The organism is Marinobacter sp. (assembly GCF_965229985.1).
Classification (GTDB): domain Bacteria; phylum Pseudomonadota; class Gammaproteobacteria; order Pseudomonadales; family Oleiphilaceae; genus Marinobacter.
Genome location: NZ_OZ245935.1, coordinates 2,138,683 through 2,162,873, shown reverse-complemented (window position 1 = coordinate 2,162,873; position 24,191 = coordinate 2,138,683). Strand labels below are relative to the sequence as shown.

The window sequence follows — 24,191 nt, the reverse complement described above, 5'->3', positions numbered from 1 at the left end:
ATGCAACGAATAGAAATTCGTGTTGATGGAATGTCTTGCGCTTCGTGCGTCGGGCGGATTGAAAAGGCGCTCATGGGTCAGCGCGGCGTTGCGGAATCCCAGGTGAATCTGGCGACCGGAAAAGCCACCGTGGAATTTAATCAGCCCGCCACGCCGGCTGTGCTAATCGACTCGATTAAGGAGGCGGGTTATCAGCCACGAGTACAGTCGGCTGAAATTCCGGTCATCGGAATGACCTGTGGCTCCTGCGTATCCCGGGTTGAGCGGGCATTGAACAAGCAACCCGGCATGGTCAAGGCCAGTGTCAATCTGACTACCCAGAAAGCGTTTGTGGAGTTCCTGTCTGACACCTTGTCAGTGCCGCGAATTCATCAGGCTATCCGCGACGCAGGGTATGAACCTCAGGAGCCGGACGCCAATAGCGAAACGGAAGAGCAGGACAGGGAGGGCATCGACCTCCGCCGGAAGGTGCTCTTCGCTGCGGCGCTGACTATTCCGGTTGTTCTGATTGCCATGGGTAAAATGATCCCTGCTCTTGAGGCTCTATATGTCAGTGTCTTACCCCATCGGGGATGGATGGCAATTGAGTGGCTACTAACCACGCCGGTGTTGTTTTATGCCGGACTGAGGTTTTTCCGGTCCGGGTACACTGAATTGCGCCATGCCAATCCTGGCATGAACAGCCTGGTTATGATCGGCACCAGCGCTGCCTATTTCTACTCCGTAGCAGCACTGCTGGTTCCAGGATTCTTTCCCGCCGGTACCGCCGAAAGCTATTTTGAGGCAGCGGCAGTAATCGTGACGCTCATTCTGCTGGGACGCTACTTCGAGCACGTCGCCAAAGGCCGGACGTCGGAGGCGATCAAAAAACTTCTGCAACTGCAGGCCAAGACCGCCCGTGTCATTCGGGACGGGGAGGCCGTCGAAGTGTCCATTGAAGCCGTGGTACCTGGCGACCGTATCCAGGTGCGCCCGGGAGAGCGGGTTCCTGTTGATGGCGTGGTGGAAGAAGGCCAATCCTACGTGGACGAGTCCATGATCAGCGGCGAGCCCGTGCCCGTGGCCAAGCAGAAAGACGCCGAGCTGGTGGGTGGAACCATTAATAAGAACGGTTCCCTGACGTTCCGGGCTACCAGGGTCGGTGCGGACACCGTTCTGGCACAGATCATCAGAATGGTGGAATCGGCTCAGGCTGATAAACCCCCGATTCAGGCGCTGGCCGACAAGATTGCGGGAATTTTCGTTCCCGTGGTGATCGTACTGGCGATTCTGACGTTCATCACCTGGTTCAGCTTCGGGCCCGAGCCGGCCCTGTCCTTTGCCTTCGTCACGACGGTCAGCGTGCTGCTGATTGCCTGTCCCTGCGCGATGGGCCTGGCCACGCCAACAGCTATTATGGTCGGAACCGGTAAGGGTGCCGGAATGGGCGTGCTGTTCCGCAAAGGGGCGGCCCTGGAGACACTGTCTCGAATGGACACCATCGTCCTCGATAAAACCGGCACCCTGACTCGGGGCCAGCCTGAGCTGACAGATTTCATCCTGGTGGAAGGCCGCGAGGATGAGGTCCTGGCCTGGGTTGCGGCTGTGGAGACCGAAAGTGAACATCCCATCGGGGAAGCCATCGTCAAGGGCGCAAGGGATCGGGGGCTCACGTTACCCGCGATCAGTGAATTCCAGGCGGAGCCGGGCTATGGCATTCAGGCACAGGTGGCCGGACACCGAATCAATGTGGGCGCGGACCGTTATATGCGCCGCCTCGGTATCGACCTGGCCAGCGTCGCAGATGATGCGGTGTCACTCGCTGAAAAAGCCAAATCCCCGCTGTATGTTGCCGTCGACGGACGCCTCGCCGCGCTGATTGCCGTGGCCGATCCGCTCAAGAACGGCTCGGTGGAAGCGATTGCTGCGCTCAAGTCATCAGGGCTCAGCGTGGCCATGCTCACCGGTGACAATCGCGCCACCGCCGAGGCGATTGCGCGGCAAGCCGGCATCGAACGGGTGCTTGCGGAGGTATTGCCGGACCAGAAAGCGGCCGAAGTGAAGCGCCTGCAAGATGAAGGTGCCCGGGTTGCTTTTGTGGGTGACGGTATTAATGACGCACCGGCCCTGGCGCAAGCCGATGTGGGTATCGCCATCGGCACCGGTACCGACATTGCCATTGAGGCCGGCGACGTGGTTCTGATGCGCGGCGACCTCCGGGGCATCGTGGATGCTGCAGCGCTCTCCCGGCGCACCCGCAAAACGATCCTCGGCAATTTTGTCTGGGCCTACGGATACAATCTGGCACTGATCCCCGTAGCCGCAGGTGTTCTGTTCCCGTTTACCGGTTACCTGCTCAACCCCATGCTGGCTGCGGGTGCTATGAGCCTTTCCAGTGTATTTGTGGTGACCAATTCCCTCCGGCTGGGCCGGTTCAAATCCAATAGCGGAAGCTCCGTGGAGAGCAGTATCAGCGAAAGCGGAGCCGCACAGGCCAGTGTCTCGTAAGAGGCCTGGCACACACAGAATCAGGAGATTGACATGATGACAAATGAGGCATGCATGTTTGGAATGGCGGGAATGGGGTTGATATCCCTTTTGCTCATCGTCGCCCTGGTACTTGGCGTCGCAGCCCTCGGCAAGTACCTGTTTTCGAAAAACAGGGACGATTCTGGACGCGCGAGTAAGAACGCCAGAGGAGACTATGACTACCACCCTGAACCATGAATTTCATCGGGTACCCATGGCAGGCATGGGAGTTAGACCGAACGCAAAAGCAAAAGTAGTCGGGGTTCTGCTCTTGCTGGTTGCACTGGCTGCGATCTATTGGGTCATGCTGGAGACCGGAGCATTGACCACCGTGACCAACAAGGCGGCCTTGTCGGAATGGATTGACCAACTGGGGTATTGGGGGCCGGTGGGTATCATTGGCCTGATGATCACGGCCATTGTCCTGAGCCCGATCCCCAGCGCCCCGATCGCCATGGTTGCCGGGGCGGCTTATGGCTCCTTCTGGGGGACGGTTGTCGTGGTTATCGGCGCTGAGGCGGGGGCTCTGATCGCCTTTGCCATTGCCCGATCCCTGGGATACGACGTCATCCATCGCTGGGGGCGGGTACGTCCGGTATTGGAGTGGCTGGGCAAGGACCGCTCCCAGGGCGGGTTGATGTTTGTCATTTTTACATCAAGACTTGTGCCCTTTATCTCTTTCGATGGGGTCAGCTATGCAGCGGGCCTGACACCACTCGCGTTCTGGCGCTTCGTGGTTGCAACGCTGGCCGGTGTTATTCCGACAGCCTATCTGATCACTGCGTTTGGTGGCTTGCTCATGGCCTCCGAGTCCGGGGTGGTGACGGTGCTTCTGATCCTGGTCAGTGGCATTACCCTGTTGCCGATTGTTGCGAAGCTGCTTTTGACCCGACGTCGGGGGTGAAAGAGCGTGTTCCAGCAGTAAAATCCGGAGGAGCTTGTGAGTGTAGGCTTAGTCATATTTTGTCAATGGAAGAGAATGGAGACGCGAGGATGAGTAGTTTCTGTGTGCTTGGCGCCTCCATCAATGTGGGTTACAGTGGACCTTGCTTTTCCACACGTGAAAGGCAGTAACTGTTCTGTAATCGGGATTTCGATGCAATGACCAAGCGGCTTTTGGGACTGACAGCCATGCTGCTCGCAGCTTATTTCCTTGTTTCACAGGTGGGTGCTGCGACTTCTCATGGAGTGGAGCCCATGGGTGAAGCTTGTGTCCTTTTGCCGGATGCTCGGGAAATGCCTGACTGCTCGAGGCTCCTGGCTCAGGGTAGCTGTAGCAGCACGTGTATCTCTTCCCATGTCGGCAAATCTGCAATTCTGGATTTGCCGATATTATCGTCCTCTCTTTTTCCCTGGGACCATTCTTCACATTCTGGCCGTGTACTTTCAGGGCCAGACCCCTTTCCTCCCAAATATTCAGCAATTTCCTGAACCTTTGATCGCATGGGGGCTCGCTTCGAGCGCCTGCCGTTCGATCTAGCGGTATGCCACCACGTAGTCAGCTACACCTGGTGGCTTCTTGTTGAATGATGAATACATAAAGATGGGAGCGTCCCTGTGATGTCACTCTGTATGGAACACCCGGCGCGGGGTATGACCGTGCTATTCCGTAAGCTTTCGATAGCACTTTTTTTGAGTTTGTTTGCGGCTCTCGCGTATGCGTCACCAACGATGGACCCGGGAATCGAGGCGCTTCAGAAAAAAGTCGGTTTTACGGTAATTGAACGCTTCTCCACACCAGTTGGGGGCGTGACCGGTTATGTTGTAAAGACCGGGGATGGAAAAGCCGGAATCATCTATGGTGTCGGTGACTACACTTTTTCCGGTGCGCTTCTGGAGAGCGACGGCACCGATCTGACTCGTCAGTACACGACACGCTATATATCAGAGCCAATGTATGCCTCCGTTGCCGAGAAGCTTTCCCGGGATACTCACTTAGTCAGCGAGGGCGGAAAGAATGCCCCGGAAATCTATGTGTTCGCGGATCCCAATTGCATCTTTTGTCACAAATTCTGGCAGCAAACCCGAGATTGGGTAGCGCAGGGGAAAGTCAGGTTGCACTGGGTCATGGTTGGTTTTCTCAAGCCCTCCAGCCTGGGCTTCTCCGCCGCAATCATGAATGCAGAGGATCGGGCCGGAGCGCTCCAGGCGTTCGAGGAGAACTTTGGTAACAATGGTAGCGGGGAGGGCATTTCCGAGCTCACGCCCGTACCGGCGAACCTCAAGGCGGCGCTTGAGCAGCACAGCAAGTGGATGGCCGAACTGGGTTTCAGTGGAACGCCAGGGCTGCTGTTCAAAGACACGAGTGGCCAATGGCAAGGCCAGACCGGCGTGCCTGGGCAGGAAGCGCTGGGAAGGGCGCTGGGGATAGCTGAGTGATGGATCAGTTGCCCTCATTACTCATTGCCGGCCAGATCATGATGGCGGTTATGGCAGGTCTACTGCTGAACCTGACGCCCTGCGTGTTGCCCGCCATCCCCATCAAGGTCCGGACCATCCTGCGGGAGGCTGGCGGCCAGAGGTCCCATCGGGTGCTGGCCGCAATGGCATTCACGGCTGGAACACTCACCTTTTTCCTGACGCTGGGCGGCCTGACCGCACTGCTGCAGTGGAACTGGGGCACGTTGTTCCAGTCAACGCTATTCGTGGCCGTCCTGGTTGCGTTGATGGTCGGGTTTGCGGTGATTACCTGGCTCGATCTGCCCATCCCCGTCCCGACATTCGCCGCCTCGGCGCATGGCCGGCGTTACTTTGAAGCCTATGTGTCCGGGCTGTTGAGTGCGATCCTGGCCGCGCCCTGCGCGGGACCTTTCCTCGGTGGCGTTCTGGCCTTTGCCGTTACCCAGCCGGCGCCGGTCATCATGGGGATATTCGGCAGTATCGGGCTGGGGCTGTCGTTGCCCTACGCGGTACTGATGCTCAGGCCCGAGTGGCTGAGCCGGTTGCCCAAGGCGGGCCCCTGGACCGTAGCCATTCGTGAAGTGCTCGCGCTGATATTGCTGGCCGCCGCCGTGTTTTTCAGCGCGAGCCTGGTGCCCAAAGCGGTATACCCCTTGCTGTGGTGGGCCTGGCTGGCGCTGGTGCTGGTCTGGGGTCTCCGCCGTTTCGTTCAGGGGAATGGTGCCGTGCGCGTGATCACTGCAACGGCGACAGGCCTTGCCTTGGCGGTGACAGTGGTATTCGCATCTCCGTTGGGCAGCGGCGAAGACGAGCTTGTCTGGCAACCCTACTCAGCAGAACTCCTGGAAGAAACAAAAGCCCGTGGCACGCCGTATTTGCTGGAGTTCACTGCGGACTGGTGCATCAACTGCAAAGTCCTGGAGCGCACCGTGTATAAAGAGCCCGCTGTGGCCGAAGCCGTGGAGCGGGCCGGCATGGTGCCGATTCAGGTGGATGTGACAGCAAGCGATCCCGAAAAAGACGCATTGTTAACCGCGACTGGTGGGCAAGCTTTGCCTTTTGCGGCGATTTTTGACGCTGACGGCACCGTTGTCGCCCGTTTCACTGGGCTCTTTGATACCGACAGCCTGGTCGAGGCGATCAACCGCACCGAGAATTCACAACGCTAGCTACTGGAGATGAACCATGACAACCCGACCCAAAGTATTGCTGACCGGCGTAGCGGTTTTTCTGATCGCGATCGCGGCGTTCATGTTGATCGGTACCAATTCCGGAAATGCTCCTGGCTCAGCCCAGCTTGAACAAGCCAGTTCTGACCCCCAGGCACCAGTTGCTCGCACGGGGTTGGCAGATTCTTCCGATAAGGTCCGCCTCAATCTTGCGGAAGGCGGCAAAGCCCTGATAGGGGAGACCGGTGAAATTGTTCTGACACTGGACATTGAACCGGGCTGGCACGTGAACGCCAACCCGGCCTCCATGGAATTCCTGATTCCCACCGTCGCCAGTTCCTCGGTCAACGGTCAGTCGCTTGACATCCCGACCCAGTACCCCCGCGGCAGGGTCAGTGACATTGTGCTGGGTGACACCGCCCTGGAGGTGTACGACGACGGTGCGAGTATCCGGCTGCTGCCCGACGAAAAACAGGCCGCCGCGCTGAAAGAGGCAGGCAAGCTTGACATGGCAGTGCGGGTGCAGGCCTGCAGTGACGAGGGCGTTTGCCTGGCACCGGCTGACCTGCCCGTTGCGCTGAATCTGGACGATACCAAGCCACAATAATCCATGACTTCTTTCGAAAAGAACTCAAATGGAGAATGACAGTGAACAGCTTATTCAGAGTATTCCTGATTGCCGTGGTTGCCCTGGGCAGCACCAATGCCATGGCCCATTCCATGGAGGATGTGGAGGCCTCGTTGAACGAGAAAGAGCGGTATGCCCAGTTTGTGGATCAGCCGGCCCCTGAATTTGATCTTACAGGCGTTGATGGCAATACCCTTTCCCTTGCCGACTTAAACGGCAAAACCGTTGTGCTCAATTTTCTCTACACGCGCTGTACCGAGGCCTGCCCTTTTCATATGAACCTGATACGGCAGTTGCAAACCGGGGTTGAAGAAGAAGGACTGAGTGAAGAGGTGGTGTTCATCACCATTGCCACGGACCGGGAAGATATTGCCGGGACCCGGGACAACATGCGCGCGTATGGCGACAATTTCGACCTGAACCCCGATAATTGGCACTTTCTGTACCGGGGCGAAGGTGAACCGCCCGGGTTGACGTCGGAGCTCGCCAAAGCCTACGGCGTTCAGTTCAGGGATACGGGCGAGGGGGTACAGGTCCATGGTGTGGTAACCCACGTGATTGACCCGGAAGGTCAGATGCGGGCCCGGTTCCATGGATTGAAATTCAAGCCTGAGCATCTGGTGACCTACCTGACGGCCATTGCCAAAGGCCCCAACGCGGCAGCCGATGATGGGTTCTGGGGCCGACTGCACGGGCGAATTGAAGAGCTGTTACAGAGTGAGTAACGCGTGGGGCACCATGCGGGCAACAAACCGACCACTGTAATCAGGAGTAATGTCCAATGAGTCACCAGCGCATATCCGCCGCCCGGGGAATCGCCGTAGTCCTTTTCGCGCTTGCTATTTCCATAGCCGCTCCAGTTATGGCTGCAGGGAAGGTTCCGAAGTCCGTGGGGCCCCAGGGGTTCCTGATCTGGGAGTCCCCTCGCACTCTGCCCGAGCTGGCTTTTGAGGACGAAGACGGCAGGCCGCTGACACTGGCTGACTTTAAGGGTAAGGCGATATTGCTCAATATCTGGGCGACCTGGTGCCTGCCTTGCCGTGAGGAAATGCCGACGCTTGACTCACTCCAGGCTCAACTGGGCGGCGAGCAATTTGAAGTGGTCGCGCTGTCCGTTGACCACGCAGGCATCAGCGTTGTTGAAAAATTCTACCGGGAAACAAGCATTCAGCATCTTCGCCAGTATATTGATCCGTCCACACTGGCGACCTCAACGCTAGGCATAGAAGGTGTTCCTACAACGCTGCTGATTGATCATGACGGTCGCGAAATTGGCCGCCTGGTCGGTGCCGCGGAATGGGACAGCCCGGCCATGGTGGATTTGATGACCCGCACCATTGATGGGGTTCCGGACTGACCGAGGTCACTCCCACTGGATGTCTGTCTTTGCAGAGATAAGGCAATGACCAAACCAAAGACTTTATTGAACCCATGGCTCGGCTCCGTAGCGATAAAGCCAGGCATGGGCGCCTTCCATGGAGAGTCGGGAGACAATAAGCCCCATAAACATTGGGCTCATCAAATCGTGATCGGTTTTGACGCAAGCGTTGAAGTCATGTCCGGTGAAACACGGTGCGAGGGAAGGGGGTTATGGATACCAGCTGGAGTTACCCATCAATTAAAACTGTCCAGGGTACTGTGTATTTACATCGATCCAAACCTAGATGTCTGCAATGCTTTACTGCCTTATATCAAAAACCCGTCGAAGCGATCCATCCGGGCACTCGATGAGGATTTCATTACGGAGTGTTTGTCTCGCTTTACTGGCACCGAAAACCTGTTAATTGCACTGAAAGCTTTCGAGCGACAATACCGGGGCGGTAAGCCATCTGGTCCAAAGAGCAGGTTGAGCGACGTTTTAGAAGCATTGAATGCCGAAGCATCGGGAGGACGATCAGTCTCACGAGCCGAGTTGGCGAAAATGGTTTGCCTTTCTCCAAGCCATTTTTCCCACTGGTTTACCGAATGTACCGGTTTACCTTTGCGCAGCTATAGAAAGTGGCTAAAGCTACTAACCGGGTTTGAGTTATCGCGCGAGATGTCACTTACTGATGCAGCAATTGCTTCGGGATTTTCTGATCAAGCCCATTTCTGCAGGTCTGTTACTGAGGCATTTGGCGTTTCCCCAACGGTTATTCAACGGCTTTTATCCAAATAATCAGCTTTTTCGTTCAATTTGGCTGCGTGCATCCGTGAGATGCTGAACGCTCTAGTTAGCGAGGGCTGTTGGAATGATTCGTAACGTAATGTGGTTAGTTAGGCTTTTGTATTTGCCGTTGTTTTTGCTCGTGGGTAATGGTGTTGCTGTCTATCTCGTTGCCGAAGGTTTCAACGCCGGTTGGCTGGGGTTGTTGATCCTGGTGTTTATAGGGATTTCTTTCGCCACTGAAAGACTTATCCCCTATGATCGGGCGTTCAATGAGCCTCAACAGGATCAGCGGCGCGATGTGCTCCATGCACTCATGAACGAGTCGCTTAATGTTATTGGCATAGCTGTACTCCCATTAATTGCAGGATTGCTCGTTCTGGCACCGATCTGGCCTTCCAGCTGGCCACTGGTTTTCCAATTGCTGTTGGCAATCCTTATTTCTGATATTGGTATCACCCTGGCGCATTTTGCCAGTCATCGCCTTCGGTTGCTGTGGCGCCTACATGCCATTCATCACAGCGTAAAACGGTTGTACGGCTTTAATGGGCTTATGAAACATCCACTGCATCAATTTATAGAAACAGTTGCCGGAACGACACCATTGCTCATTATAGGAGTACCGCAGAATGTCCTGATGTTGTTGGTGGTTGCAGTTGTACTCCAGTTGCTACTGCAACACTCGAATGTAGCGTATTTTACCGGACCGCTGAAAAAGGTTCTCGCAATCAACTCCGTGCATCGTTTCCATCATTTGAATACGGCAAAAGAGGGTGATGTGAACTTCGGGCTTTTTACCACCTTGACTGATCGCTTTTTAGGCACGGCTTACTTCGATTCCGAGCGAACGATCGGCACTAAGGATCTCGGTATTGCTTCAGAGCCGAATTACCCAACGAACTACTGGCAACAGTTGATGCAGCCTTTTCAACGAAACAGGAGATGATGAGGTGCTTGCTCCATCTGCCGACTACTCAGGCTCCGTGTTGTCGAAAAGATCTGCCAGGAAGCGGATTTTCAACATCTGCGCAAGTATATTGATTCGCCCACACTGGTTACCCCAATACTTGGCATAAATGCCTCAGGCTACTGCTGCATGCTTTCTTCACTGAGCCCTTCGAGAACCCCACAGGCTCCAATGTCCCGATCATCGTTGCAACTCGCTCTCAACGACGTGAGTTGTTTCTCCAGTACCTGAAGATCGGTTATCCGAGACCGTACATGAGCGAGGTGATCATCAAGCAAGGTGTTGATGGCCCTGCAAGGCTGATGGGGCGCGCCCTGATAACGCTGTAACTCATGAATTTCAGCGAGTGACAGCTCGAGTATTCTGCAGCGCCGGATAAAGGCCAGTCGCTCAACATGCCGTTCAGTGTAAATACGGTAGCCGTTGTCCTGACGATCCGGCGGTGGTAACAAGCCCTCTCGCTCATAGAAACGGATGGTCTGGGTGTCAACCCCTACGGACCGCGCCAACTGACCAATGCGCATCGGGTGTCTCCTCAACAAATGGTATCTGTTCTATTGACCTTATAGTGACTATATAGTTTTAAATCATAATCCGACAATACCCAAGTGGAGCCGTATCATGAGTAAACCCTGTGAAGACGCCTGTGGCTGCGACGCAACACCCGCCGAGGGTAATGCCGGGTCGGAGGCCTCTGAAGCGTCCGGCAACTGGATCAGTGTGTATACCGTACCGAAGATGGATTGTCCTTCGGAGGAACGGATGATTCGCCTGGCCCTGAACGGTTTTGAAGACATTCGCGGGCTGTCCTTCGACCTGTCTGATCGGCGGTTGAAGGTTGTGCACGATGGCGAGGCTGAGCCTATCACCTCGAAGCTGGCAACCCTCGGGCTGGGAGCTTCGCTTCAGGAAACGGCCGCTGCCGACCCTGAGTCAATCAAGGCGGTCGGGGATACGGCTATCTCTGCCGAGCAGGAGTCCGGCACCCTGCGTTGGTTGCTCGGTATCAATGCTGTCCTGTTTGTGGTGGAAATGACGGCCGGCCTGATCGCGCACTCCACCGGTTTGATTGCAGAATCCCTGGACAATTTTGCCGACGCGGCCGTGTATGGGCTCGCCCTGTATGCGGTTGGGCACAGCGTGAAAATGCAGGTGCGTGCGGCGCATCTTGCGGGCGTACTCCAACTGATACTGGCTGTGGGCGTACTCGCAGAGGTGGTGAGGCGCTTTGTCTTCGGCAGTGAGCCTGAGTCGCTGGTAATGATGGGGATTGCGTTCATCGCATTGATCGCCAACACCACCTGTCTGCTGCTGATATCCAAACATCGGAAGGGCGGTGCCCACATGAAGGCGAGCTGGATATTCTCAGCCAACGATGTGGTGATCAATCTGGGGGTCATTACCGCTGGCGCCCTGGTCGCGTGGACTGGCTCCAATTATCCGGACCTTATCATCGGCAGCATCGCGGGGATTATCGTACTCAACGGTGCCAGGCGCATCCTGGCGCTCAAGGGTTAAACAATGTCCATCGTTGCCAAAAAACTCTTGCCGTATGGCCTGCTGGCTATTTCGGGCCTGATTGCGGCGTCTGATCAGGTTGTAAAATGGTCGGTCCAGCAGTCAATGGCGTATGGCGAGTCGATTCCGGTGACCCCGTTCTTTAACTGGGTGCATGTCTGGAACACCGGTGCCGCATTCAGCCTGTTTGCCGATGGCGGAGGTTGGCAGCGGTACTTTCTTATCTCAGTCGCGGTAGTTGTCTCGATTGTACTGATCGGGCTGATTCTTCAGTGCCGCCGCAGGGGAGAAGCCATCGCGTACAGCCTTATTCTTGGCGGTGCCATGGGCAACCTGATTGACCGGATATTTCGTGGCTATGTTGTGGATTCCTTTGATGTCTATTGGCAATCCTGGCACTGGCCAGCCTTTAACCTTGCCGATATCGCCATTGTGCTGGGCACCGTGCTTTTCCTCTATGTCAGTTTTATACCCGAAAAATCGGGCACGAACGTCGAGCTCGATGGATCAGGCTAAAAAACATCTGACAAACGCCTTGACCTTAAAGTTGACTTTAAAGATATCGTCTGTACTGACAAACCGAGAACGACAGCCAAAGCAAAGGAGAATGAAACGATGACATTGCAACTTGGAGAAACCGCTCCCGATTTCACCGTCGCATCCACCGAAGGGAACATTCAGTTTCATGAGTGGCTGGGAGACGACTGGGCCGTGCTGTTTTCACACCCCGCCGACTACACCCCCGTCTGTACCACAGAGCTCGGTGCCTTCGCGAAGCGTAAGGACGAGTTCGCCAGTCGCGGTGTAAAGCTGATCGGGGTCTCCGTCGACCCGCTCGACTCCCATAAAGACTGGGCGAAGGATATCGAGAAAACCCAGGGCAAGGGGCTCAATTTTCCCCTGTTGGCAGACAAGGATCAGGTGGTTGCCGACCAGTACGGAATGATCCATCCAAAAGCCGATCCCAAGGTGACTGTTCGAACGGTATTCATTATCGATTCCGCGAAAAAAATCCGTCTGATGCTGACGTATCCGCCCAGCACCGGGCGCAATCTGGACGAGATCCTGCGCGTCATTGATTCGCTCCAACTGACCGACAACCACAAAGTGGCCACGCCGGTGGACTGGAAGAATGGCGAGGATGTGATCATCGTTCCGTCGCTCTCCAACGAAGAGGCCAAAGAGCGCTTCCCCGACGGATGGGATGAGCAGACACCGTATCTGCGCGTTACCCGCCAACCTGGTCGGAAGTAATAGAGAATTCGTCAGCTGGCCTTGTGGCTGGCTGACGAAGCAATACCTGAGAAACCTTCACCGATAGGTTCGGTCATCGCCGAACCCGCAACCGAACACGGCCCCGAAATGCTTACCCTGACAATCCCTGAAGTTGGTCTCTTCGCGTTATTGATTGCACTTTGCCTGTCGCTGCTTCAGGCGACCGTGCCCTTGCTGGGAGCCGCCACCCGGCGCCCGTTGTGGATGGCATTTGCAGAGCCCATGGCATGGGGGCAATTTGTTTTTCTACTGGTTTCTTATGCCAGCCTGACCGCCAGTTTTCTTCTGGATGATTTCAGCGTGGATTATGTGGCCCGTAATTCCAACTCGATGCTGCCCTGGTACTACAAGTTCACCGCCGTCTGGGGCTCTCATGAAGGCTCGGTGCTGTTATGGAGTCTGATTCTCAGTGGCTGGGGCTTTGCCGTCAGTCTGTTTTCCCGCCAGTTGCCACGGGATATGCTGGCACGGGTTCTGGGAGTTCTGGGTGTCGTCAGCGCAGGGTTCCTGCTTTTCATCGTCGTTACGTCCAGTCCCTTTGATCGCCTGTTGCCGGGCATGCCAGCCGACGGTGCCGATCTGAATCCGTTGTTGCAGGATGTTGGCCTGATCATCCATCCGCCGATGCTTTACATGGGCTATGTGGGTTTTTCAGTGGTCTTTGCTTTTGCCATCGCTGCGCTGATCGAAGGGCGTCTCGATGCGGCCTGGACGCGCTGGGTTCGGCCGTGGACCAACATTGCCTGGGCCTTTCTGACCCTCGGCATCGCTCTGGGTAGCTGGTGGGCCTACTATGAGCTGGGTTGGGGCGGCTGGTGGTTCTGGGATCCGGTGGAAAATGCATCGCTCCTGCCCTGGCTGAGCGGGACAGCGCTGATACATTCACTGGCGGTCACGGAAAAACGCGGCACGTTCAAGAGCTGGACGGCACTGCTGGCGATTTTCACGTTCTCACTCTCGTTACTGGGCACCTTCCTGGTGCGCTCAGGGGTACTGACCTCGGTTCATGCCTTTGCCAATGATCCATCTCGGGGGCTCTTCATTCTGGCGTTGCTGGGAATAACGGTCGGCGTCTCGCTTTTGATCTTTGCGCTACGGGCGCCGCGAATGAGCGCCAATGCGGGCTTTAGCTGGCTTTCCCGGGATGCTCTGTTGCTGATCAACAATATTTTGCTGGTCATCATGACGATCACGGTCCTGATGGGCACCCTGTACCCCTTGATCCTGGATGCACTCGGGCTGGGCAAGGTCAGTATCGGCGCGCCTTACTTTAATAGCCTGTTCGTGCCACTGACCGTCATGCTGTGTGCCTTTATGGGGCTGGGGCCGGTCTCACGCTGGAAGCAGATGCCCGGTCGGGAGCTGTTCCGGCGACTACTGGGGGCGGGCTTGGCCGCACTGGCGATTGCGATATCGATACCGTTTCTTTACAACGGCCAGTGGAATGTCGCCGTGGCGCTGGGGATGGTGGCGGCCCTGTGGGTAGTACTGGCGTTGGTGCGCGACCTGTTTGATAAAGTCCGCAATGCGTCCTCTGCGCTGTCCGGATTGCGTAAGTTGACCCCTTCATACTGGGGCATGGTGGTCGGCCACGTGGGCCTGGCCGTCACCATCGTGGGCGTGGTGATGGTGTCGAACTACGCCATGGAGCGTAATGTGCGGCTTGATATCGGTGAGCAGGTGAATCTGGGCGGGTACGATTTTACGCTGACCGAACTGGGCGAGCGTCGGGGGCCCAACTTCCTCGCCGATACGGCGACCATCGAGGTTGCCCGTGAAGGCCGGATTGTCACCACCCTGTACCCGGAGAAGCGCCTGTACATTGCCCGAGGGCAGCCGATGACCGATGTCGCACTCGACCCCGGCCTGTTGCGGGACCTTTACGTGGCCATGGGGGAGGAACTGGACGACGGCAGCTGGGCAATGCGCCTACAGGTCAAGCCATTTGTACGCTGGCTTTGGCTGGGTGCGCTGCTGATGGCCTCCGGGGGCGTGCTGGCCGTGGCAGACCGTCGCTACCGTCGCCGCCGTGCAGCCGCAGCTGACCGCGAATCGATGAGGCCGGCACGCGAGGTTCGCGCATGATGCGTCGCCTGTTGCTGCTGCTTCCGTTTGTGGTGTTCCTTGGCCTGGCCTTCTTTTTGTACCGGGGGCTTTCGCTGGATCCCAGTGCTCGCGAGTCAGCCCTGATAGGCCAGGCGTTTCCCGCGTTCACGCTCCCGACGCTGGAGGACCCTGATACCGAGGTGGATGAATCCCTGCTTCGCGGGCAGATATCTCTGGTCAATGTCTGGGCATCCTGGTGCCCGACCTGCAAGGAGGAAATGCCCCAGCTACTGGCGCTCTCCGAGCGCGGCATTCAGATGGTGGGCATCAACTATAAAGACGCCCGTGACCTGGGGCGACAGTTTCTCGAAGAGTTCGGAAAACCTTTCGAGGTCAACATCTTCGATCCTGCCGGTGACCTGGGTTTTGAAATTGGCGTGTATGGCGTGCCCGAAACCTTCCTGGTCGACGCAGACGGTATCGTTCGATACAAGCACGTTGGGTACATAACGCCCGCCCAGGTGGATGAAGTCATGATGGAGGTAGAGAAATGGCGCTAACCCTGAAGATCCGTTGCTGTGTGGTCATCGTGCTTTTGATGGCCTCGTTCCAGTCGATGGCGGATACGGCAATTGATGCGCGTCATTTCGAGGATCCGGTGATGGCGGAGCGTTATCGCGACCTTACGGCGTCATTGCGGTGCCCTAAATGTGATGCTCAAGCCATCGACAGCTCCGATTCGCCGGTGGCGGCGGACATGCGGGAGCGGGTAGCGCTGATGCTTCATGAGGGGCGTGCGGATAAGGAAATTCTTGATTTCATGGCTAATCGTTTTGGCGAGTTCGTTCTTTACAATCCGCGCCTTGACGGGCGCACGTGGCTGCTTTGGGCATTGCCGGCAGCGCTGGTAGCAGGAGGCGCCCTGGTTGTGATTGCCTTTGTCCGGGCACGCAGGCACCGGCGAGTGCGGCCGCTCTCCGAGGAGGAGCGTACCCGCCTGTCCTCTTTGATTCATCGTCATCGTGAGAGGTCGGAATGACTATGCTCTGGTTAAGTATCGGCACACTGTTGCTTATAGCGCTGTGGTTCCTGAGTCTACCGTTGCGAAGAGCAAGGGCGATCCATGACTGGCAGCAGCGGTTTGAGGCCGATGATCACGCTGAGGCGCAAAACCTGGCCGTCTATGAACGCCGGCTTTCAGCCCTGAAAAGCGCCCGCGATCGCGGCGAGATTGACGTCGCCCGTTTTGAAGAAGGCCGCCACGAGCTGGACCGCAATCTGCTGGAGGACACCGAGGCCCATCGCCGAATGCCTCTCAGGCGCCCCCTGTCAGGACGTTTGATGATTCCACTGGTGATAACGGCAGTCATGGCTGCCAGCATGATCGGCTATCGATGGCTGGGTGCCGATGGCGATCTGGCGCTGCATGCCGCCCAGCAGGACGTGCTCAACACGCCCGGTGCCTCAATGAAAACCCTGGTTGGTCGGCTCGAAGAGGAAGCCGGGACTCAGCCGGATAATCCCAAGGTCTGGTCCTTGCTGTTTCCGCTTTACCAGAAGATCGGTCAACCGGGTCAGGCGATTGACGCCCTGGAACGACTGATCGAACTGGAAGGCCGCAGAGTAGATCTTCTGGCCCAACTGGCTCAGATAAAATTCTTTGTGGCCGGGCGCAGCCTGACCGATGAAGTGCATGCGCTGATCGACGAAATACTCGACAAGGATCCACGTGAGCCAACGGCGCTGGGCATACTGGGGGTCGAGGCCTTTGACGACGGCCGCTATGAACAGGCGATCAATTACTGGCGCCGGGCATTGGCTGGCTTCGGCGATAACGAGTCCGCACAGGCCATGCGCAGCGGTATCGCTGTTGCCAGGCAACGATTGGAGGAGACAGCCAATGGAGCGGAACGTGTTACTGATTGAAACCCTAACGCACGTTCACACACGAAATCAGGGAAGCTTATGCTTCAGTATCCTCAAATAGACCCGGTAGCCATTGCACTGGGCCCACTGAAAATCCATTGGTACGGCCTGATGTACCTTGTCGGTTTTCTTGCGGCCTGGTGGCTGGGGCGTCGTCGGGCTCATCGACTCGGGTTGAACGCAGACGCTGTTGAAACATTGATTTTCTACTGCGCGATGGGGGTCATTCTCGGTGGCCGCGTCGGTTACGCGCTCTTCTACGGTTTTGACAAGCTGGCAGACAACCCGCTCTGGCTGCTCAAGATCTGGGAAGGGGGCATGAGTTTTCACGGCGGCTTGACCGGCGTCCTGATTGCAGCCTTGGTCTTCGCCCGCAAGCAGAACCTGCGGTTTTTCCAACTCACGGATTTTATAGCGCCACTGGTGCCAATTGGCCTGGGGGCGGGGCGCCTTGGCAACTTTATCAACCACGAGCTCCCGGGGCGGGTCAGCGACGTGCCCTGGGCCATGGTGTTCCCGAATATGGGGTCGGCGCCACGCCACCCGTCGTCACTGTATGAGTTTGCCCTGGAAGGTGTTGTGCTGTTTGTGGTGCTGTGGTGGTTCTCACGCCACCCTCGTCGGATGGGCGCAACGTCCGGCCTGTTCCTGTTGCTCTACGGAATTTTCCGTTTTGCGGTCGAGTTTGTTCGCCTCCCCGACCCGCAACTGGGGTTCATCGCCCTCGGCTGGGTGACCATGGGGCAACTGCTGACCCTGCCGATGATCCTTGGAGGCCTTGCATTAATTGCCAGGTCAAGACGTCAACCGATCAATAAAGCGGAGGTGGCGACAGCCAGGGAAAACCTAACATGACAGAAACTATTGGTCATTCGGGAGCCTGGGGCATAGCGGCGATCATGATCGTGCTGATCTCCTGGGTCATGTATCGTTGGCTCGCTCCCAGAACATGGCAGGAGTGGGGCAGTGCCGGGGTGGTGCAGGCGTTCATAATCGCATTGTATGCGGAGATGTACGGCTTCCCTCTCACTGTCTATTTGCTCGTGCGGTTCTTCGATCTGGACGGTAGTAACCTCAGCGCGAATCTCTGGTCCTCGCTGCTTGGTGTCGGCGAAGTGGGCATGCTTATCTCAATGTTGCTTGGCTATACTGTTGCTGTGACTGGCATCGGTATTTTTCTGCAGGGATGGCGCGAACTTCATCGTGCACACCAACAAGGGCGTCTTGCAACGAATGGGCTCTATGGTTTGGTGAGGCACCCGCAGTATACGGGCCTTTTTCTCATCCTGTTCGGGGAGGGGATTGTGCACTGGCCGACGCTGTTCTCCGTCAGTCTGTTTCCCATCATTGTCCTTGCCTACAGCTTGCTCGCACGGCATGAAGAGCGACAGGTCATTGAGCGGTTCGGTGAGGAGTACCGGGCCTATCAGCAGGAAGTGCCAAGGTTTATTCCGCGATTGAGCCGACTCGCAAAGATCATCGGCAGGTCCAGCTCAGGTTTGGGCAAGACCAAGAAGCCTTAGCCGTAGGTGATGCCCGGGCTCTCGTGAACTGTCACTGGAATATCACTGCCTCCCGTTCAGTGGGTTTATGGCCACTGTTGCGATTAACGGTCGTGAAATGGATTTTGCTAGACATGATGTTTTGACCTGCCCGTTTCAACATAATCCACGCTGTTGAGATGGGCAGGTCAAAACATCATGTCTAGTTGGGGTGACCTTGAGGGCGAAATTAAAGAGTGGTGGTAATTGAGGTGAGGATTTTTTGTTTTGATGTGTAATAAATAGCCGATCACCATTAATAATAGGTGGTCGACTATTTATTTCGTTTAATTATTCCGGAATTTTTAAAAGTAAGCATGGTGCCGAGTGGCGACTATCTGACTCATTGACTTTTCAGTTCTCCTCGAATTGCTTGGGATTCGCTCATATCTATTTGGGCTTGTTTATCCTGCATGCAGGGCATTTCCATACTTTTGGAAATTCCCGTTTTGTCAGGATAACTACGCGCTTCATTGATGCGATCTGCCAAACCCGAATTAGCAGTGGCCATAGTTGAAAATAATGTTGCGATTGCGGCTGTGATAATTACTTTCTTCATGATGTTTTCCTGTGTTTCAAATTACCGGTTGAGTAATTCGTGTCGGTTTAAGATTTGTGTGGTTTAATGACTCGTGGTCAGCTTGCCGACTGCTCAATAGCGGAGTCAGTCGGTGCTGAGTTCCCATGCGTTAAATTTGCCGAAAAGATCACCTTGCGGTATTTTTTTGTTTGGCTTTCAGAGCCCTATGGTAAGCTCGGCCCTCTTTTGTCATCATTTTCAGGCGGGCCTCCATGCCTATCTCCGACATTGCATAAAGCGTCATTTCTCTGTGTAAGCGTTCCATATCTTCATTCTGGAGAATGTTCTCAATGGATTGTTTGTCCATCTCTTGGCTATGAATAGCCTTTTTATCTGTACTCTCTGACATGTTGCCAGCTAATGCGGATGTTGAAATGGTCACTGCAGTTGCAAAAATAAGTATTTTCTTCATGAATTTACCTTGGTTTAGTTTATTGCTTAATTAAATTGCCAGTTCGAACGGGGTTTGGCGTTTCTTCCATCGGGGTATCTATTGAAAATACCATTGGCTGAAAACTTAGTGTTACTCGCCTTTCTCATTCTGCTGACGAAAGAGAGGCTATCTTTGAAGCCAACTTTAAGGTCAAGCTCTATCGTCGATTTTTTGGTGGAGCGAAAGAGAACAATTTTTTGACTATTGCCCCGCCGCTTAAATTCCCATACTCCCTGCTCGCTAAATGTCTTGACCTTAAAGTTGGCTTCAAAGATAAGCTCCTTTCCTGATCGATACTAAACGGTTCTATTAGCGTTCTGACGACCAAGCAGGGTGTGTAGTAAGCCCGCCACATGGGCAACAGAAAAGAATGCCTTTATCGCATGCTGACTCATACACACCCGACGCACAGAGGTTAAATCAGGACAGTGAGGACCGCTTCTTTGGAGAGAGAGAGTGACGACAGCTTTTTCAAGGATTGCCGGCGACTACGATGATCTCTGGCTTTTAACCAATGGCTACCGGAACTGGATGCTGAACAAGACTCTTGGGCATTTGAGCATGCGAAGGAATAGTAAATTCGCGGACCTGGGAGGTGGAACCGGTATATTTGCTCACCTTCTGAAGCTGGGGGTGCCGCTTGAGTCTGACGCCATATGCGTGGATCCCTCCGACGCCATGCTCTTGAACGCTGAGCAGTACCGAGGCCTCCAGACATACTGTGAATCAGCTGAAACGTTTGCCCATAGGCAGGTGCCACTGGACCGGATTCTTATCAAGGAATCGATCCATCACGTCCGGAATCGTCAGAGTTTTTGGGGGAAAATAAGCTCAAGTTTAAGGCCCGATGGCCGAGTTTTGGTGGTGACGCGGCCCAGTTTGCCCGAGCTCCCTCTTTTCAAGCGGGCGGTGAATGCCTTTTCAGAGAGCCAGCCGGAACTTGAAACTATTCTCGAAGAAATCACCAGTTCTTCTGGTCTCAGAGCTGTGACAAACACGGAGCAGTACCACGTCCAGATCCCGAAAGAGCGTTGGTATGCAATGCTTCGAGCTCGGTTTATGTCGAGTCTGGCAGGCTTTACTCCCGATGAAATTGAGGACGGTATCCTGGAAGTCGACAGCCAGATTGACGGAGATCAGGTCCGCTTCACTGATCGTTTGTTCTTCGTGGTTATTGAGCATGAGCCACAATGACCAAGCTGATGTCGCCTTACGTGATATCCGGTTTATGCGTAAGACTTTACGGTCGAGTGTGCTCGTACGGGAAGTTAACAGGTGATGGCGCGGATGATTAATACAGCTCGCTTTTGAGAATAACAGATGGATCCTTCTATATTTGGTTTCTCCCCCTATGTGGCCGCATTCGTATTTGGTCTACTTGGAGGCGCGCACTGCATCGGCATGTGCGGCGGTATCATGGGGGCACTGACCTTTTCGGTACCTCCCGAGCTCCGGCGCCCCCACCGTGTACTTGGATTGCTGCTGGGCTTTAATGCAGGCCGCATTGTCAGCTATATGGTTGTCGGGGCCCTGGTTGGTTTGGTAGGAGCCGGGCTGAGTCATGCTCTGGACAGTATTGCTCTCGTGTTGAGAGTTGTGGCCGCCTTCATGTTGATACTCATGGCTTTATACATCGCCAACTGGTGGAAGGGTCTGGTTAGAATCGAGGCCGTTGGCCGCCATGTATGGGCGTTTGTTGCTCCTGCCGCAAAGCGGTTTATGCCGGTTGTCCGGGCGCGCCAGGCATTCGGTTTGGGCGCAGTCTGGGGATGGATGCCCTGCGGCCTGATTTACTCAATGCTTGCCTGGAGCCTTTCGATTGCAGAGCCGCTCCAGGGAGCCGCACTGATGGGTGCGTTCGGGCTTGGCACCTTGCCGACGGTTCTGGCGACCGGTGTGGCAGCGCGACGTATCTCGGGCTGGATTCGGAATCCGGCGACACGAACTGTGGCTGCTCTATTGATCATCTCGTTTGCCACCTGGCAACTGTGGCATTTGCAAACCATGAGCGCCATGAATTGAACATTGGAGCTCCTGTTACATAGCCAAGGTGCGTGGAAGGAACTTTCACTTTCCATGCAATCAAAAAAACATGAGAACGTTGATCTTGTGTAGAGGTAATCATTTTTTGCTTTGCAGGCTTGTACGAAAGACTGATAAAGAGGGGTGGGGAAATGAAAGTCAATGAAATTGCAAACTTGGCGAAGGTCTCGCCGGACACCGTTCGGTTCTATAACCGTAAAGGACTACTCCGGCCACGAAAAGATCCCCGGAACGGGTACTATGTGTATAGTTCGGAAGACCTTCGGCGTTTACGGTTTGTTCGCATGGCTAATAAACTGGGTTGGAACCTGAGTGAAGTCAAAGTCATTTTGAGTCAAGGTACGGAAGATGGCTTCGCTGGCGACGATCTGGAGAAACTATTTACGGACGGCTTTTGCAGACTGGATCAGGAGCTAAAGGAGCTCGCGCGACTTCGTGATGACATGAAAGCTACAATCCAGCTTTGGAGGCAGATGCCTGACGGCGTCCCCAATGGCCATTCTGTCCGAAAATTAATTGAGCAGTGGAGCTAATGCCAGTCCTGACTATTAATCGCTTGACCTTTGTGAAGCGTGCGTCTTACTATCTCGAAAACTTTTGAAAACTCAACTACCTGAGTCATTCCATTTGCCCTGTTCGACAGTTCGTCAAACCGTCATAAACCTGCTGGTGCTGATCATAGCGATGCAGCCGTTGCTGGCGTTCGGGCAATTCACGACAGAAACAACGCAATCTCCTTCCTGGTCCGATGAAGTGATGATAATGGGTTGTTGTGACTCTGGTTTAACCAGCACTGCTGGGCACCCGGAAAAAGATGCAGCCTGTGGCGATATGGCCTCAGCGGATTGCGCGCTCGCGGCCAGTCTGGGCAGTTGTGGTGCCATGCTATCCGCACTGGTCTCCGAGAAAGATTATCCGCCAGCACAGTCCTCCTCTGGCTCTACGCTTCTTCATACCCTCGATGGCTATCTGAGCATCATCCTCAATACCCTCACACCCCCTCCCAATTCCTCAAAAGCCTGAACTGAGTCTTTAATTTGCACGTTAACCCTGCCCCCAGGGCACGAGCGAGCGTTCAAAAGCTTTAAACGAGGAAATACCAATGCGCATTGCCCTGATCGTGACAGTGATCGCTGTCGCCTTTGGTCTTGGCTGGCTGTCCAGTCAACAAACCATGCCGATGTCTCAGTCATCCGGTTCTGGTAACCCTGCTGAGGAATCATCTGATAGTAAGCCCCTGTACTGGGTTGCACCTATGGATGCCAACTACCGCCGTGACAAGCCCGGCAAGTCTCCCATGGGAATGGACCTCGTACCGGTTTACGAACAAGAAAACACCGGGCGGGACGATGGCGGGGTGCAGATAAACCCTGCAGTCAGAGCCAATCTCGGTGTTAGAACCGAGGCGGTGTCCCGGGGTGTGGTTTCTGTTCCGGTTCGAACCGTGGGCTACGTCACCGACGATGAAGACCAATTGATCCACGTTCACAGCCGCATTGCCGGCTGGGTTGAGGTGCTGCACGTGCGCTCACTGGGGGAAGCGGTCGACCGTGGTGAGCCGCTGTATGAGATCTATTCACCGGAGCTGGTAAATGCGCAACAGGAATTTCTGATGTCTGAGCGCATGAGCCGGGGTTCGCAGTCGGGGGCAACTGGGGGAAAACTGCGTGCGCTTGGCATGACAGACGCCCAGATCGCCAACCTGAAAAAAACCGGAAAAATCCGCGAGCGCATCACCGTGTTTGCCCCCGGCTCTGGCTATGTGGCCGCCTTGCCCGTCCGTGCGGGTATGTACGTGCGCCCGGATACCGAAATCATGGCCATTGGCAGCCGCGATACGGTGTGGGTGATCGCCGAGTTTTTCGAACGTCAGTCCGGGCTGGTCATGGCCGGCCAGGCCGTTGAATTCGCCACACCCTCCATGCCGGGCACCCGTTGGGAAGCCACCATTGACTACGTCTATCCGGAGCTGGATGCGAAAACGCGGACTCTGCGGGCTCGGTTGCGCGTCCCCAATCCCGATGGCCGGCTGCGCCCCAATATGTTCGTGAATCTCACCATGGATGCTCCTATTGGCGACGACCTGCTCACTATCCCACGCCCGGCGCTGATCCAGCGAAGCGACAGTCAGCACGTGCTGCTGGCAGAAGATGACGGGTATTTTCGTCCGGTGCCCGTCAAGACCGGCCAGGAAGCAGGCGACAGGATCGTCATTCTCGAGGGGCTAACGGAAGGGCAGCAGGTGGTGGTGTCCGCCCAGTTCCTAATTGACTCGGAAACCAGCCTTGAGGCCGCCATGCTGCGACTGGAACCCGAGGAGCAGAACACTACCGGCATGACCGATACGGACAACTCTGCGCCCGAGCTGTTTGAAGCCACTGGCCGGATTACAGAGCTGGATACCGAGAATGCTTCAGTCACGCTGGATCACGGCCCGATAGCCGACCTTGGCTGGCCGGCCATGACGATGGCGTTTGATCTTGCCGAATCCGTCGAAACGGGTGCATTGGCCACCGATCAGACTGTCACCTTTGGATTCCGCGAGACGCCGGAAGGCTATCTGGTGGAACGCATCGAACCTGCGCAAGACGCGCAATAACCACTGGAGAAAACCATGAAACTGAAAACCCTGATGACGGCTGTTGTGTTCGGATTATCTCTGGGGCCTGCTCTGGCCGCGGCCGATAACAACATGGGCTCGATGTCCGGCATGGACACCAAAGAGTCCGCTGGCCCGGTCCAGAGCCGGGGTGTGATCACCGCGATCAGCACCGAAAAACGCAAAGTAACACTGAAGCATGAGCCCATTCCTGAGCTGAACTGGCCGAGCATGACCATGGGCTTTTCCGTGGCTCCCGAGGTGGACCTGAACGGCCTGAGCAAGGACGACGCCGTGGCCTTCACCCTGACGCCCGCTGGCAAGGGCCAGCAAGTGACTTCGATCAGTAAACAGTAGCGATAGCCCGGGGGCGGCCATTGTAGTCGCCCCCGGCCATCACCAAACCGGATTC

At 55.6% G+C, this 24,191-nt stretch carries 28 protein-coding genes; 25 read left to right on the top strand and 3 right to left on the bottom strand.

All coding sequences use genetic code 11. From position 1 onward, the window contains the following. The 10 genes from ACO06L_RS09930 (at position 1) to ACO06L_RS09885 (ending at position 9,797) form a co-directional block, all read left to right on the top strand. Entirely contained in the window at positions 1-2,487 is a 2,487-nt protein-coding gene (locus ACO06L_RS09930) for a heavy metal translocating P-type ATPase (RefSeq protein ID WP_202348789.1), read from the top strand. Positions 2,488-2,520: 33 nt separating this feature from the next. Continuing rightward, on the top strand, positions 2,521-2,706 hold the full coding sequence (locus ACO06L_RS09925) for a hypothetical protein (protein ID WP_202348790.1): 186 nt from the start codon (positions 2,521-2,523) through the stop codon (positions 2,704-2,706). Beyond that, positions 2,684-3,412, top strand: coding sequence for a TVP38/TMEM64 family protein (locus ACO06L_RS09920; RefSeq protein ID WP_202348791.1), 729 nt, complete (start codon positions 2,684-2,686; stop codon positions 3,410-3,412). Before ACO06L_RS09925 ends, ACO06L_RS09920 begins: the two co-directional genes overlap by 23 nt. Positions 3,413-4,068: 656 nt before the next feature. Further along, complete coding sequence (gene dsbG, locus ACO06L_RS09915; protein ID WP_075194540.1) at positions 4,069-4,887, top strand: thiol:disulfide interchange protein DsbG; 819 nt, start codon at positions 4,069-4,071, stop codon at positions 4,885-4,887. Beyond that, complete coding sequence (locus tag ACO06L_RS09910) at positions 4,887-6,077, top strand: protein-disulfide reductase DsbD family protein (RefSeq protein WP_202348792.1); 1,191 nt, start codon at positions 4,887-4,889, stop codon at positions 6,075-6,077. The genes dsbG and ACO06L_RS09910 overlap by 1 nt, the downstream gene beginning before the upstream one ends. 16 nt (positions 6,078-6,093) lie before the next feature. After that, on the top strand, positions 6,094-6,684 hold the full coding sequence (locus ACO06L_RS09905; RefSeq protein ID WP_202348793.1) for a protein-disulfide reductase DsbD domain-containing protein: 591 nt from the start codon (positions 6,094-6,096) through the stop codon (positions 6,682-6,684). A 41-nt stretch (positions 6,685-6,725) separates the two neighbouring features. Then, positions 6,726-7,430: an SCO family protein gene (locus ACO06L_RS09900; protein WP_202348794.1), complete on the top strand. Its 705-nt coding sequence runs from the start codon at positions 6,726-6,728 to the stop codon at positions 7,428-7,430. A gap of 56 nt (positions 7,431-7,486) precedes the next feature. Next, complete coding sequence (locus tag ACO06L_RS09895; RefSeq protein WP_202348795.1) at positions 7,487-8,062, top strand: TlpA family protein disulfide reductase; 576 nt, start codon at positions 7,487-7,489, stop codon at positions 8,060-8,062. 45 nt (positions 8,063-8,107) lie between these two features. After that, entirely contained in the window at positions 8,108-8,863 is a 756-nt protein-coding gene (locus ACO06L_RS09890; protein WP_202348796.1) for an AraC family transcriptional regulator, read from the top strand. A gap of 73 nt (positions 8,864-8,936) precedes the next feature. Then, on the top strand, positions 8,937-9,797 hold the full coding sequence (locus tag ACO06L_RS09885) for a sterol desaturase family protein (protein WP_202348797.1): 861 nt from the start codon (positions 8,937-8,939) through the stop codon (positions 9,795-9,797). 140 nt (positions 9,798-9,937) lie between these two features. Here the strand turns inward: ACO06L_RS09885 and cadR are convergent, their stop codons facing one another. Further along, on the bottom strand, positions 9,938-10,342 hold the full coding sequence (gene cadR / locus ACO06L_RS09880) for a Cd(II)/Pb(II)-responsive transcriptional regulator (RefSeq protein WP_091854720.1): 405 nt from the start codon (positions 10,340-10,342) through the stop codon (positions 9,938-9,940). Between the two features lie 97 nt (positions 10,343-10,439). On the opposite strand from cadR, the gene ACO06L_RS09875 reads away from it, so the two are divergent. The 9 genes from ACO06L_RS09875 (at position 10,440) to ACO06L_RS09835 (ending at position 18,106) form a co-directional block, all read left to right on the top strand. Then, positions 10,440-11,336 carry a cation transporter gene (locus ACO06L_RS09875; RefSeq protein WP_199449269.1) on the top strand — a complete coding sequence of 299 codons (897 nt, stop codon included), beginning with the start codon at positions 10,440-10,442 and terminating at the stop codon, positions 11,334-11,336. Positions 11,337-11,339: 3 nt separating this feature from the next. After that, positions 11,340-11,852: a signal peptidase II gene (lspA, locus tag ACO06L_RS09870; protein WP_199449270.1), complete on the top strand. Its 513-nt coding sequence runs from the start codon at positions 11,340-11,342 to the stop codon at positions 11,850-11,852. Between the two features lie 99 nt (positions 11,853-11,951). Next, positions 11,952-12,590, top strand: a complete 639-nt coding sequence (locus tag ACO06L_RS09865) for a peroxiredoxin (RefSeq protein WP_058089838.1) — start codon at positions 11,952-11,954, stop codon at positions 12,588-12,590. 108 nt (positions 12,591-12,698) lie between these two features. After that, positions 12,699-14,696: a heme lyase CcmF/NrfE family subunit gene (locus ACO06L_RS09860; RefSeq protein WP_058089887.1), complete on the top strand. Its 1,998-nt coding sequence runs from the start codon at positions 12,699-12,701 to the stop codon at positions 14,694-14,696. Then, positions 14,693-15,217 carry a DsbE family thiol:disulfide interchange protein gene (locus ACO06L_RS09855; protein WP_011784902.1) on the top strand — a complete coding sequence of 175 codons (525 nt, stop codon included), beginning with the start codon at positions 14,693-14,695 and terminating at the stop codon, positions 15,215-15,217. The genes ACO06L_RS09860 and ACO06L_RS09855 overlap by 4 nt, the downstream gene beginning before the upstream one ends. Further along, complete coding sequence (locus ACO06L_RS09850; protein WP_011784903.1) at positions 15,208-15,696, top strand: cytochrome c-type biogenesis protein; 489 nt, start codon at positions 15,208-15,210, stop codon at positions 15,694-15,696. The genes ACO06L_RS09855 and ACO06L_RS09850 overlap by 10 nt, the downstream gene beginning before the upstream one ends. A gap of 2 nt (positions 15,697-15,698) precedes the next feature. Next, entirely contained in the window at positions 15,699-16,583 is an 885-nt protein-coding gene (gene ccmI / locus ACO06L_RS09845) for a c-type cytochrome biogenesis protein CcmI (protein ID WP_169054510.1), read from the top strand. A gap of 39 nt (positions 16,584-16,622) precedes the next feature. Next, a complete protein-coding gene (gene lgt / locus ACO06L_RS09840) occupies positions 16,623-17,438 on the top strand; it encodes a prolipoprotein diacylglyceryl transferase (protein WP_336144587.1) in 816 nt (271 codons plus the stop codon). Beyond that, entirely contained in the window at positions 17,435-18,106 is a 672-nt protein-coding gene (locus ACO06L_RS09835) for a methyltransferase family protein (protein WP_202347913.1), read from the top strand. The genes lgt and ACO06L_RS09835 overlap by 4 nt, the downstream gene beginning before the upstream one ends. A 361-nt stretch (positions 18,107-18,467) precedes the next feature. Here the strand turns inward: ACO06L_RS09835 and ACO06L_RS09830 are convergent, their stop codons facing one another. Both ACO06L_RS09830 and ACO06L_RS09825 read right to left on the bottom strand, forming a co-directional pair. Next, on the bottom strand, positions 18,468-18,683 hold the full coding sequence (locus ACO06L_RS09830; protein ID WP_202347912.1) for a hypothetical protein: 216 nt from the start codon (positions 18,681-18,683) through the stop codon (positions 18,468-18,470). A 148-nt stretch (positions 18,684-18,831) separates the two neighbouring features. Continuing rightward, positions 18,832-19,116: a hypothetical protein gene (locus ACO06L_RS09825; protein ID WP_202347911.1), complete on the bottom strand. Its 285-nt coding sequence runs from the start codon at positions 19,114-19,116 to the stop codon at positions 18,832-18,834. A gap of 477 nt (positions 19,117-19,593) precedes the next feature. On the opposite strand from ACO06L_RS09825, the gene ACO06L_RS09820 reads away from it, so the two are divergent. The 6 genes from ACO06L_RS09820 (at position 19,594) to ACO06L_RS09795 (ending at position 24,136) form a co-directional block, all read left to right on the top strand. Continuing rightward, positions 19,594-20,331, top strand: coding sequence for a class I SAM-dependent methyltransferase (locus ACO06L_RS09820; protein ID WP_202347910.1), 738 nt, complete (start codon positions 19,594-19,596; stop codon positions 20,329-20,331). A gap of 126 nt (positions 20,332-20,457) precedes the next feature. Beyond that, entirely contained in the window at positions 20,458-21,159 is a 702-nt protein-coding gene (locus ACO06L_RS09815; RefSeq protein ID WP_202347909.1) for a sulfite exporter TauE/SafE family protein, read from the top strand. A 152-nt stretch (positions 21,160-21,311) separates the two neighbouring features. After that, a complete protein-coding gene (locus ACO06L_RS09810; RefSeq protein WP_202347908.1) occupies positions 21,312-21,713 on the top strand; it encodes a MerR family transcriptional regulator in 402 nt (133 codons plus the stop codon). A 64-nt stretch (positions 21,714-21,777) separates the two neighbouring features. Next, on the top strand, positions 21,778-22,203 hold the full coding sequence (locus tag ACO06L_RS09805; RefSeq protein ID WP_202347907.1) for a hypothetical protein: 426 nt from the start codon (positions 21,778-21,780) through the stop codon (positions 22,201-22,203). Between the two features lie 79 nt (positions 22,204-22,282). Next, entirely contained in the window at positions 22,283-23,779 is a 1,497-nt protein-coding gene (locus ACO06L_RS09800; RefSeq protein ID WP_202347906.1) for an efflux RND transporter periplasmic adaptor subunit, read from the top strand. Positions 23,780-23,794: 15 nt separating this feature from the next. Next, entirely contained in the window at positions 23,795-24,136 is a 342-nt protein-coding gene (locus tag ACO06L_RS09795; RefSeq protein WP_052472119.1) for a copper-binding protein, read from the top strand. Positions 24,137-24,191 lie beyond the last annotated feature (55 nt).